At 38.9% G+C, this 11,755-nt stretch carries 10 protein-coding genes; 6 read left to right on the top strand and 4 right to left on the bottom strand.

The annotated features are described in order from the left end of the window. Positions 1-19: 19 nt before the first annotated feature. Both fbaA and tamL read right to left on the bottom strand, forming a co-directional pair. Complete coding sequence (gene fbaA, locus ACFO5T_RS04620) at positions 20-1,087, bottom strand: class II fructose-bisphosphate aldolase (protein ID WP_021778358.1); 1,068 nt, start codon at positions 1,085-1,087, stop codon at positions 20-22. A 179-nt stretch (positions 1,088-1,266) separates the two neighbouring features. Further along, a complete protein-coding gene (gene tamL, locus ACFO5T_RS04625) occupies positions 1,267-3,837 on the bottom strand; it encodes a translocation and assembly module lipoprotein TamL (protein ID WP_380032444.1) in 2,571 nt (856 codons plus the stop codon). A gap of 38 nt (positions 3,838-3,875) precedes the next feature. On the opposite strand from tamL, the gene ACFO5T_RS04630 reads away from it, so the two are divergent. Next, positions 3,876-4,616, top strand: coding sequence for an RNA methyltransferase (locus ACFO5T_RS04630; protein WP_380032966.1), 741 nt, complete (start codon positions 3,876-3,878; stop codon positions 4,614-4,616). Positions 4,617-4,626: 10 nt separating this feature from the next. On the opposite strand, the gene porT is transcribed toward ACFO5T_RS04630, so the two are convergent. Both porT and ubiE read right to left on the bottom strand, forming a co-directional pair. Then, positions 4,627-5,331 (bottom strand): type IX secretion/gliding motility protein PorT/SprT, encoded by a 705-nt coding sequence (gene porT, locus ACFO5T_RS04635; protein WP_380032446.1) that lies wholly within the window; start codon positions 5,329-5,331, stop codon positions 4,627-4,629. A gap of 4 nt (positions 5,332-5,335) precedes the next feature. Next, positions 5,336-6,064, bottom strand: coding sequence for a bifunctional demethylmenaquinone methyltransferase/2-methoxy-6-polyprenyl-1,4-benzoquinol methylase UbiE (ubiE, locus tag ACFO5T_RS04640; RefSeq protein WP_380032968.1), 729 nt, complete (start codon positions 6,062-6,064; stop codon positions 5,336-5,338). Positions 6,065-6,311: 247 nt separating this feature from the next. Here ubiE and trkA point away from each other — a divergent pair, with 247 nt between their 5' ends. The 5 genes from trkA to ACFO5T_RS04665 all read left to right on the top strand — a co-directional run bounded on the left by trkA (position 6,312) and on the right by ACFO5T_RS04665 (position 11,652). Then, a complete protein-coding gene (gene trkA, locus ACFO5T_RS04645) occupies positions 6,312-7,661 on the top strand; it encodes a Trk system potassium transporter TrkA (RefSeq protein WP_021778362.1) in 1,350 nt (449 codons plus the stop codon). Positions 7,662-7,666: 5 nt separating this feature from the next. Further along, positions 7,667-9,163 carry a TrkH family potassium uptake protein gene (locus tag ACFO5T_RS04650; protein ID WP_021778363.1) on the top strand — a complete coding sequence of 499 codons (1,497 nt, stop codon included), beginning with the start codon at positions 7,667-7,669 and terminating at the stop codon, positions 9,161-9,163. Further along, positions 9,163-10,137 carry a YpdA family putative bacillithiol disulfide reductase gene (locus tag ACFO5T_RS04655; RefSeq protein ID WP_380032449.1) on the top strand — a complete coding sequence of 325 codons (975 nt, stop codon included), beginning with the start codon at positions 9,163-9,165 and terminating at the stop codon, positions 10,135-10,137. Before ACFO5T_RS04650 ends, ACFO5T_RS04655 begins: the two co-directional genes overlap by 1 nt. A 151-nt stretch (positions 10,138-10,288) precedes the next feature. Further along, positions 10,289-11,230 (top strand): citrulline utilization hydrolase CtlX, encoded by a 942-nt coding sequence (ctlX, locus tag ACFO5T_RS04660; RefSeq protein WP_380032451.1) that lies wholly within the window; start codon positions 10,289-10,291, stop codon positions 11,228-11,230. Between the two features lie 14 nt (positions 11,231-11,244). After that, the gene (locus ACFO5T_RS04665) at positions 11,245-11,652 is read left to right on the top strand and encodes an RrF2 family transcriptional regulator (protein ID WP_380032453.1); all 408 of its coding nucleotides are present in this window, start codon (positions 11,245-11,247) and stop codon (positions 11,650-11,652) included. Positions 11,653-11,755 lie beyond the last annotated feature (103 nt).

Raw genomic sequence — 11,755 nt, forward strand, 5'->3', positions numbered from 1 at the left:
AGTAATAATATGTTGATTATTAGAGCGTATCTACATTATTAAGGTCTTCAAAAGCCTTTTTAAGACGTGCTCCCATCGTTCCTTCTGCCTTGCGTAACCATACGCGTGGGTCATAAAATTTCTTGTTAGGAGAATCATCACCAGTAGGGTTTCCTATTTGAGTTTTAAGATACTCGGCGTTTTCTCCAAAATAATCACGTATACCCTCTGCAGTAGCATACTGAAGATCTGTATCTATATTCATCTTTATAGTACCATATCCTATAGCCTCACGTATCTCTTCTACGGTAGAACCGCTTCCTCCGTGAAAAACAAAATCTATATGGTTGTGCTCCTTTCCATACTTTTCTGAAATGTACTCTTGTGAGTTTTTAAGAATTTTTGGTGTAAGCTTTACGTTACCTGGCTTGTAAACTCCGTGTACGTTTCCAAAAGCTGCAGCGATTGTAAATTGATCACTTACCTTGCTCAATTCTTCATATGCATAAGCAACTTCTTCTGGCTGGGTATATAATTTTGAGTCATCTACATCGCTATTATCTACACCATCTTCTTCACCACCTGTGATTCCTAGCTCTATCTCAAGGGTCATATCCATTTTTGCCATACGCTCAAGATACTTTTTACAAATCTCTATATTCTCTTCTATAGGCTCCTCACTTAGATCTATCATATGAGAGCTGAAGAGTGAGTGACCGTGCTCCTTATAGTACGCCTCACTAGCATCTAGTAAACCATCTATCCAAGGGAGTAACTTTTTTGCACAGTGATCTGTGTGTAAAATAACTGTAGCTCCATATGCCTTTGCAAGCTCGTGTACGTGCTTTGCTCCAGCTACTGCTCCTAGTACGGCTGCTTGCTGGTTTTCATTACTAAGTCCTTTACCTGCGTTAAACTGGGCGCCACCATTAGAAAACTGTATGATTACAGGAGCGTTAAGTGAAGCTGCTGTTTCTAGCACAGTATTTATACTGTTAGACCCTATAACATTTACAGCAGGAAGGGCAAAACCTTTTTCCTTTGCATAGTTAAAAATTGCTTGTACTTCGTGCCCTGTGGCAACACCTGGTTTTATAGAATGCGACATTGTATGAGTTTAAAATTTATGTAGTAAAAGTAATGAATATTACTCGTTTATTATTCTTGTGAGGTGGGTTACTACGATAACGTTTTAGGAGAATTACGCTTTCGCGAAAGCATAATTAGAAGTATTTCAATGATATAAAGTGTGTCTATATCATTTTACATAAGCTCATCTATCTAAGATTAAAATGGGTAATTAATCCCCACGTTATAGACAGCATTTGCAAAATTGTACTGGGTAAACCATCTATCACCCTCTGCAAGGGCTGGGTTGTATGTTTTAAAACCTATGTCAAAGCGGAGTGCAAAAAAGTCAAAATCCCATCGCAATCCAAAACCTGAACCTAATGCTAGCTCTTGTAAACTCTCAAGCCCTGTAAATCTTGAGGCCTCATCTTCTACATTATCAAAAACATTCCAGATATTACCAGCGTCTGTAAAGAGCGCACCTTCTATAGGCCCTATGAGGTCAAATCTATATTCTAGGTTAAAAGCAAGTTTCATATTTGCTTCATTAAATTCATTGGGGCTACCGCTGCTTCCTGGGCCCAGGTCATAGGCTCTCCAGGCTCTGTTGTCATTAGACCCACCGCCAAAGAAACTACGTATAAAAGGAATACTCCCAGAGTTACCATAAGGAATGGCAATCCCACCAAAGGCTCTTGCCGCAATAATATTATTATTACCTAGGTCCCAGTGACGAGAGTAGTCTAGTTCTGTTTTTACATACTGTGAGTATACTACGCCAAAGAGACTTTTATTACCATCTTCATTTTTGCTAGTATTTGCAATATTACCTGCCAGGGCTAGGGCATTACCAGCAAGCTCAATGTTTGTTCTAAAACGGCTAAAGGTTTCGTCAAAAAGGTTTTCTCTATTATCGTAGGTGTGGGAGATATTAAGAGATACAATGAGGTTATCTTCTGTAAGTCGCTCCTGTCGCTCGCCTATAGCTTGTATATCATTTATATCATTTTGAGAAATATCACCAGCGTTACCATTATCTACATCATTTATAAACTGCTCTGCGCCAAAAGGTATTGAGAGGTTTACCTCACCACTTGCATCTGTAGTAAAATATGCAGGATTTACATCTGCCTGATTGTTTTGAGCAATACTGTTTAAATCATCATAACTATTTCTGTATATATTGAAATAGTTGTCTGGGTTGAGGTTACGCACATATTGAGCATTTACAAGATCTACGCTAAAAGATCTTTTCCAAGAGGGGCTCCAGTTGTACGTGAGACTACCGCTCACTGTTTGTTTATCCAGCCCTATATTTTGCTGTACGCCTACACCTAGATTAAAACGGGTATTAGGTTGCCACTCTGCAGGTATCCATTTATTAGTATTAAAAGGAAAAAATATACGTGGGAAGGTAAGACGCATATCTGCGCCTATTTCAGAGATATTAAAAAAACTATCATCTGGATTTGCCGCATCATCAGATGCTCCTACACTACCACGACCAGAGATTTCAAGTGTTTCTGCTCCTCTAAAGATATTACGAATTAATAGCGACCCAAAACCAGCAATCCCAAAGTCTTGAATATTTGAGGTAGAGACATCAAAATCTGCCCTAAGCTTATATTTTTCTAGCGGGGTGAGTCGTATGCTCGCTATGAGATCAGATCGTGTACTGTCTGCTGGGTCTTCGGTATATGAGATACTTGGGTATTTAAATGTACCAAGCCTGCTCAACCTGCTCAAACTCTGTATGCGGTCTACATCGCGGTAGATAGCGCCAGGCTTAAGAGGGATAATATCTGTAAGTGCCTTAGGTCTGTAATTTATTTTATCATAAGCATAGATATTAAAGCCATCACTTACAAGCGAGTCATTAAAGGTTTTATTACGATTATCATAATTATAATCTGTTATGATGTTTACGTTAGATACTTTATGCACTTTAAAAGGAACCTCATACGTAGAGTCATTTACAGTCTCTGTACGGTTATCTATTATATACTCTAGATTTGCCTTATGGTTTGTTTTTACAGTATCTCCTACAAGGCGTATATAATCAGACTCAAAGTGGTATAAGCCATTGTTTCTAAATAATTCTGTAAGGCGCTGTGTCTCTGTATTTATGTTTGCTGTGGCATAACGCTCTCCCGGTTTTAGTACAGACTCGTCTTTATGTACATAATAAATAGAATCTGCCACTGGAGAAGCAATGATAGGGGTAATACTATCTAAAAAGTAAGGTGTACCCTTCTTTACTTTATAATCTATAGATGCGCGCTGGTTACTATCTTTCTTAATGTCGTAGCCCACCTCGGCATTAAAATAGCCATTGTTTACATAATAAGCAGTAAGGCGTTGGGCAGACTTTTCGGTAATGGCTTCTGTTACGATGGCTGGAGCTTCACCAGTCTTTTTTATACCGCTATTAAAATTCTTTTTAAAATTACGAACAGCTTCTACTTGCTTTGCAGAAAGTAGTCGTTCCCAGAAGGTATATCTAGTTGCACTCGCAGCGCGTTGCGCATCAAGTATAGAGTCTATATTAGGCCTTGCAAGATTAAAAATATATAACCGTAGAGGCGTACCTATGAGGGGTAGTTTTGTGTTAGGTTTTTGGTACAGGTAATTGTAAAGGCGTGTCTCGCTTACTTTTTCTTCACCATCATAAATGGTGTTTTCTGTAAGGAGGTGACCATCTGCAGGAACTCGTTTTGTTGCGTTACAACCTAACAGAAAGAGTGCCACTACCAGAAATAGTGATATTTTTGTACAAGTTGTTTTCAATAGGTCGTTTTCATCATTTTCAAAAGTACATCTTAATCGTGGTAAGCAAAAATACAATCAAACGAATAACGAGTTTAGGGCAAAAAAAGTACCGCCAGCGCGAAGGTGTTTTTGTTGCAGAGGGTATTAAGGTTGTAAATGAACTTCTTTTATCATCACTAGAGCTTGTAGAATTACATACCGAAGATGTTTCCGCTTTCGCGAAAGCGTTATCACCCCAAGACCAGTCTAAGGTAAATGAAGCAACTCCAGCCGAGCTTAAGAAACTCACCTTTTTAAAAACCGCACAAAAGGCAGTGGCAACATTTAAAATGCCAAAAGCAATAGCTATAGATAGGTCTGGGCTTACCGTTGTGCTAGATGATGTACGTGACCCTGGTAACCTAGGCACTATTATACGTCTTTGTGATTGGTTTGGGATAAAGCAGTTGGTGTGCTCAAAGGCTACTGTAGATTGTTATAACCCAAAGGTGGTGCAAGCCACAATGGGATCGCTCACGCGGGTAGCGATTATTTATACAGATATTGATACATACTTGTCTAATGAAGACCGTCCCGTTTTTGGGACCTTTATGGATGGAGAAAATATTTATGCAGCATCACTGCCGCAAGAGGGTGTGATTGTAATGGGTAATGAGGCAAACGGAATCTCTACGAGTATTGAGGAACTCGTGACAAAGCGTATTGCTATACCTAGATTTGGCATCACACAAGCTACCGAAAGTCTTAACGTAGCAACGGCAACGGCAATTTGTTTAAGTGAGTTTAAAAGAGGGTAGTAGCGCGGTCTTACTGAAAGGTGAAGTTTAAGAACACACCTCTGGTTTGCATCTTTGTAATATTACCCGTCCACGGACTGTTAGGTCTATTATCACGTACTAACTCGTCAGACGCGGCAAAGACACCTTTTATGCTGGGTATAAATTTAAAGTAGTAAAGATATAGTTCTACACCTATAGCCATCTCATAAAAGAAAGGACTAGACGTTGTACGGAACTGTCCAGCAAAGTTATCATCTGGATTGTCTTCGTTGCTAGATAAATTAGTTACTGTAGCTACGCCAAATTGTACATAAGGGCGCACATTATTAAGTCTTCTCGTATTAAATTTAAGTGCAAGTGGCAAGTATATATACGTAGAGGGCACTTCGCGTAGCTGATCATTTTCATCATCAAAACGTGGGTCTGGCGCATACATAAGATTACGCTGTGTGTAGATAAGTCCTGGCTCAGTACGTAAACTCACAAACTCAGAGAGTCGTAAATCACCTATGAGACCTACATTAAAACCTACAGATTTTTCAACCTGTATGTCTTCTTGCTCATTTTGATAATCAAAATTGTAATCCATTGAGTTCAAACCAAAGTAGTATCCCCAAGAAATAGGTTTTTTATCAAAGTTTTGATCATTCTGAACTCTGGGTCTAGATAACCACTGAGCATTAACCGAAGAAAAACTTAAAACAAGTGCTATTACAGCAATGTATGTGCGCATAAAATTATTTTGTAGCCGTGTAAATTGTTGCAACGCCAAAGGTTTGTGGCTTATGTTGCACGTCTTTAAACCCAATTTTACGCAAAATATTGTTGAGTACCTCTCCAAAAGGAAATGCATTTGCGCTTTCACTCAGGTAGCCATAAGCATTTTTATCTTTAGAAAAGAGTTTACCCACAGTAGGTAAGATCACTTTAGAGTGGAAGTTGTATCCTTGTTTAAAAGGTGTTTTTGTAGGGACAGAGGTTTCTAATATCACAAAAATTCCTCCAGGTTTTAGCACACGTAGTATCTCTGCTAGACCTTTTTCTAATGTTTCAAAATTACGTACCCCAAAGGCTACAGTAATAGCATCAAAAGTATTGTCTTCAAAGGGCATATTCTCACTATCTGCCTGCATCATCTCGATGCGGTCATCAAGTTCTTTGGCAGCAATTTTCTTTCGGCCTACAGATAGCATTCCTTCAGATATGTCAAGACCTACTAGCTTGCTAGCATTTGTACTTGCCATATTAATAATGAGGTCTCCTGTACCTGTTGCAATGTCAAGGATAGAATCTGGGTTAGTATCTGCCACAAGTTGTACCACCTTCTTGCGCCACTTTACGTCTATTCCAAAAGAGATCACACGGTTAAGACCGTCATACTCGCCAGAAATGTTATCAAACATTTGCTCTACTTGCTCTTTTTTAGACTGGTCTGAAGACTTATATGGGGTTACCTTTTTGGCCATTTCAATTTTTTCACAAAGATAACGCTTTCGCGAAAAATTATAATCCATAACCCCTATATCTTCTATTTGAACGCTCATTTGTCTTGCTGTGGGTTTAAGCTCCAGATGCTTAGTTATTTTGAATACCGTTCGTTTTTTTCGCGAAAGCGCACCTACAAAGCCCTTCAAACTGGCAATAAACCCTTGCAATTTTTTTAATCCATCACCTATGTAGTATCTTTGTACGCATTTTTGAGCACATCCATTTATGAAAATAATCATTGCAGGAGCAGGAGAAGTAGGGTTTCACTTAGCAAAATTACTCTCTTACGAATCTCAAGATATTACCCTTATAGATACTAATAGAGAGAGTCTGTCATATGCAGATACGCATCTAGATATCAGAACTATAAAAGGAGACGCAACCTCTATTGCGATACTACAAGACTCTCGAGTTGAGGGAGTAGATCTTCTTATAGCAGTTACAGCCAGCGAGACTACAAATATCACGGTTTGTGTACTGGCAAAGCAGCTAGGTGCACAGCGTACGATTGCTCGTATATCTAACACAGAGTTTATAGAGCACAAAGAGCTAGCAGGGTTTCAGAAATTTGGGATTGATGAGTTAATCTCTCCAGAGAGTCTAGCAGCAAGTGAGATTGAGTTACTACTTAACCAGAGTGGTTTTTCAGATAGTTACGAGTTTGATAATGGAGCACTTACTATGGTAGGTACGACCTTATCACGTACGGCTTCTTTTGTAGGTAAAAGTGTGAAAGAGGCAGCAAAGATTTTTCCAGAGTTACACTTTATGCCTATCGCGATACAGCGAGAAGGAACACAATATACATTAATACCTAGAGGAGATACTGTTTTTAAAGAAGGTGATCACATTTACTTTGTGACGGTGCAGGGCGGTGTAGAAGAGATTTATAAACTTACAGGTAAAGTACGCCAGAATATCAAAAACGTAATGATACTGGGCGGTAGTAACATCGGGTCAAAAACTGCAAAAGATTTATGTAGTAATAGATTTAATGTAAAACTAGTAGAGAAGAACCGAGAAAAAGCAATTGACCTAGCAGATTTACTACCTAAGGCACTCGTTATAAATGGTGATGGTCGTAATGTAGAGCTACTAGATGAAGAAAATATACACGATATGGATGCCTTTATCTCTGTGACAGGAGATAGTGAGACTAATATTATGTCGTGTCTGGTTGCTAAGTCAAAAGGAGTACAAAAAACCATAGCCCTAGTTGAGAATATGGATTACTTCCAGCTCTCACAGAGTATAGGTATTGATACCCTTATCAATAAAAAGCTACTGGCTGCAAATAATATCTTTAGATACATCCGTAAAGGAGAGGTGGTAGCAATGACTAAGCTCAATAATATGAATGCAGAGCTACTAGAATTTATTGTAAAAGACTCTTCTGAAGTGCAAGGAAAACGTATACGCGACATAGACTTCCCTAGAAGTGCGACTATAGCAGGAGTAGTAAGAAATAATCAAGGTCTTATAGCCTTAGGTGCTTTTAGAATAGAAAAGGGTGACCGTGTAGTAGTATGCTGTTTACCTAGATCTATTAAAAAGGTAGAAGAAATGTTTATCTAGCCCCAATGCCAAAACTCAATTACAAGATTATATTTCACTTAATGGGATTACTGCTGCTTTTTAATGGCGGCTTTATGCTCATTGCAGCACTTGTAAGTTTTCTTGCAAAAGATGGCGTAGGTCTTGAAGTCTCGGCAGCAGCATTGCTTACTGCATTTGCTGGTACGTTGCTTATGTTTATGACACGTGGGCACGAGAAAATTGTAAAAAAACGAGAAGGGTATATTATTGTGACCTTTGGGTGGCTATTTATGTCACTTAGTGGTATGTTGCCTTACCTTTTTACAGGAGCTATACCAGGCGTGGCAAACGCCTTTTTTGAGACTATAAGTGGGTATACTACAACAGGCGCCACCATACTTACAGACATTGAAGCGTTGCCTAAGAGTATTCTCTTCTGGCGCTCTACCACACACTGGATAGGGGGTATGGGTATCATTGTACTTGCTATTGCTATACTGCCACTGCTAGGTATAGGGGGAATGCAGCTTTTTGCGGCTGAAGCTCCAGGACCTAGTGCAGATAAGTTACACCCTAGAATTACTGATACGGCAAAACGTCTATGGTTAATTTATGTAAGCTTTACAGTGATTGAAACCATCTTGCTTAAGCTGGCTGGTATGTCATTTTTTGATGCGGTAAACCACGCATTGAGTACGCTCTCAACTGGAGGGTTTTCTACAAAAAATGCAAGTGTAGCTTACTGGAATGATAAGCCAGTTATACAGTATATCATAACGTTCTTTATGCTTCTAGCGGGTACAAACTTCGTATTAAGCTATTTTGCATTTAAGGGTAAAATTCAGAAGATTTTAAAAGATGAGGAGTTTAGGCTTTATATGGCTTTTGTCTTTGGCTTTGGGATTTTAGTGTCATTAGTAATGTACTTTAATGCAGACCTTAGTCTGTCTACAATAGAGCACCCTATGGTGTGGGGTAAGGCAGAAGCTGCTTTTCGTCACGGGTTGTTTCAAGTACTAGCAGTTATCACAACTACAGGATTTGTCACGGCAGACTACACAATGTGGACACCTTTTCTTACCGTTATTTTCTTTGGACTTATGTTCTTAGGAGGATCTGCAGGGTCAACATCGGGAGGTATTAAAGTTGTGCGCCACCTGCTTACCATACGTAATGCTATAGTTGAGTTTAAAAGAACACTGCACCCTAACGCAATACTACCTGTACGCTACAATTCAAAATCTGTAGATCGCTCTATTATATTTAACATCCTTGCATTCTTTATACTATATATGCTTTCTTGGATTATAGGTGCAAGTGTACTTGCCTCGATGGGACTTGATTTTAGAACAGCCCTGGGAGGATCTGCATCTGCACTAGGTAATGTAGGTCCAGCCTTTGGAGGGTTAAGTCCCGTAGATAGTTATGGGTGGTTACCTATAGGAGCAAAGTGGTGGATGGCGTTCTTAATGCTCATAGGGCGTCTAGAACTTTTTACCGTACTTATTTTATTAACCCCATTTTTCTGGAGAAATAGATAATGTTTGCACAATCACCATACGATCTCATAATAATAGGCGCAGGACCTATAGGGCTTGCCTGCGGTATTGCAGCTCATAAAAAAGGACTTAATTATCTTATTGTAGAAAAGGGAGTGCTCGTAAATACCATTTACAGGTATCCAGAAAATATGACTTTTTTTAGTACCTCAAAGCTGCTAGAAATAGGTCGCGTTCCTTTTGTATCTCATACAGATAAGCCTACTCGTAAGGAGGCGCTTGAGTATTATAGAAGAGTGCAAGACACTTGGAAACTAAGATTAAAGCTCTATACTCAGGTACAGAAAATGACGCCTAAAGATGGCGGATATGAGATTGAGACAGATAAGGGTAACGCTTTCGCGAAAGCGGTTATAGTATCCACCGGTTTTTATGATGTTGCTCGCACACTAGGCGTGCCAGGAGAAGACCTACCTAAGGTAAAACACTTTTATGACAGTCCGCACCCGTATGTAGATCAAAAAATACTTGTGGTGGGAGCTGCAAATTCTGCCTGTGATGTTGCGCTAGAAACCTACTACAAAAATGCAGAGGTGACAATGGCAATACGTGGGGAAGGCCTGTATGAAAAAACCAAATACTGGATTAAGCCTAATATTGAAAACCGAATTAAAGAAGGCTCCATAAAGGCTTATTTTAATACCACAGTAAAAGAAATAACACCGTCTACCGTAATTTTAAATACACCAGATGGAAAAGTTATTTTAGAAAATGACTTCGTACTCGCGATGATAGGCTACCAGCCAGATTATACCTTGATTGAAAAGTTAGGCCTGCCTGTTACAGATGACGAGACACGCACACCTATTCACAATGAAGAGACGCTAGAAACGCCATTAGAGCGTGTATATGTTGCAGGGGTAATTGCTGCAGGAATGCGCACAAGCAAACTCTTTATAGAGAATACACGTGAGCACGGCGATATGATTATAGACGATCTTATTACCAAGCTTTAAGGCACGTAAATCCAGGCATTTTTAGAGCGATTTTTTTGGTAATAAAAAAGTCAAAAAGAGATAGGTATTCCTCAAATTCTCGCCTAAATTCGCAATCGATATAGTTTTTATATTCACACTACTTATAAAAATATCATACACGAGGTAAGCTATGGCATCACGACAAATTACAAACACAATTTTAATGATACGTCCTGTTCAGTTTAGAATGAACGAGGAGACGGCGGTTAATAATTATTTTCAAGAAGATATAAGTCTTAAAAATGATGAGATCAATACAAAAGCACAACAGGAGTTTGATGACTTTGTTGCAAAGCTGCGCGCCGTGGGTGTAAACGTTATTGTTGAAAATGATGATATGAAAGGGAACACTCCAGATTCTGTCTTTCCAAATAACTGGGTATCTTTTCACGAAAGTGGTAATGTAGCCCTATACCCTATGTTTGCCGAAAATAGAAGAAGAGAGCGCAGGGAAGAAGTGCTTATAAGACTTGAAAGTGAAGGATTTACGATTAACAATATTGTAGACTACACAGAGGCAGAAGATGAAGATGTTTTTCTAGAAGGTACGGGTAGTATTCTTATGGACCGCCAGAACGAGCGTGCTTACTGCGCCTTATCTGCAAGAGCAGACGAGAGTTTGTTCATAGAGTTTTGTGAAGATTTTGAGTACACACCAGTCGTGTTTACTGCAAACCAAACGGTAGATGGTAAGAGATTGCCTATTTATCACACTAACGTGATGATGTGTCTTGCAGAGGAGTTTTGTGTGATCTGTCTTGATACTATAGATGATAAAAAGGAGCGTAAAAATGTGCTTAAACACTTAAAAGAAACGGGCAAGCAAGTGATATCTATTACAGAAGAGCAAATGCATCACTTTGCAGGTAATATGTTACAGGTACTGGGAGCAGATGATAAGAAGTATCTAGTGATGAGTGCAGATGCACACCAGAGCCTCACTAAGGATCAAGTTAATAAGATAGAAAAGCACTGTGAGATTTTAAGTAGCGACTTAAGTACGATAGAAACTTGTGGAGGAGGTAGTGCAAGATGTATGATGGCAGAGGTGTTTCTTCCTAAGGAAGAATAAAGTATATTCGTATTATGCTTTCGCGAAAAACAAAATATGGATTAAAGGCACTCACTTTTCTAGCAAAAAAGCCTGAGAATACAACAGTGCTTATACAAGAAATCGCAGATTCTGAAAATATCTCAAAAAAGTTTCTGGAGAGTATTTTACTTTCTATGCGTAAAGCGGGCTACCTAGGTAGTAAAAAAGGCAAAGGTGGTGGATACTACCTTATTAAAAAGGCAGAAGATATAAAGATATCATCTGTGATACGTACGTTAGAGGGACCTATCGCGTTATTGCCTTGTGTGAGTCTTAACTTTTATGAGCATTGTGATGATTGTCCCAAAGAAGAGGAGTGTAGTCTTCATATACTTATGATAGAAGTAAGAGACCAGACCTTAAAAGTATTAGAAAATAAATCACTTATAGATCTTATTTAAACGATTTTGTGTAAAAGTGTATTAAATTCACACGAATCGGTATCTAAAGTGTAGGAAATTAGAGAATAACGCATTATATTTATCACATATAGGCGTTCTAGAA

The organism is Dokdonia genika (genome assembly GCF_042652845.1).
Classification (GTDB): domain Bacteria; phylum Bacteroidota; class Bacteroidia; order Flavobacteriales; family Flavobacteriaceae; genus Dokdonia; species Dokdonia donghaensis.

Excerpts from the sequence above, each read along its gene's own strand:
- trkA (WP_021778362.1), top strand. The coding sequence starts at position 6,312 with ATGAAAATAATCATTGCAGGAGCAGGAGAAGTAGGGTTTCACTTAGCA.
- ubiE (WP_380032968.1), bottom strand. The coding sequence starts at position 6,064 with ATGGCCAAAAAGGTAACCCCATATAAGTCTTCAGACCAGTCTAAAAAA.
- ctlX (WP_380032451.1), top strand. The coding sequence starts at position 10,289 with ATGGCATCACGACAAATTACAAACACAATTTTAATGATACGTCCTGTT.
- fbaA (WP_021778358.1), bottom strand. The coding sequence starts at position 1,087 with ATGTCGCATTCTATAAAACCAGGTGTTGCCACAGGGCACGAAGTACAA.
- porT (WP_380032446.1), bottom strand. The coding sequence starts at position 5,331 with ATGCGCACATACATTGCTGTAATAGCACTTGTTTTAAGTTTTTCTTCG.
- ACFO5T_RS04655 (WP_380032449.1), top strand. The coding sequence starts at position 9,163 with ATGTTTGCACAATCACCATACGATCTCATAATAATAGGCGCAGGACCT.
- ACFO5T_RS04650 (WP_021778363.1), top strand. The coding sequence starts at position 7,667 with ATGCCAAAACTCAATTACAAGATTATATTTCACTTAATGGGATTACTG.
- ACFO5T_RS04665 (WP_380032453.1), top strand. The coding sequence starts at position 11,245 with ATGCTTTCGCGAAAAACAAAATATGGATTAAAGGCACTCACTTTTCTA.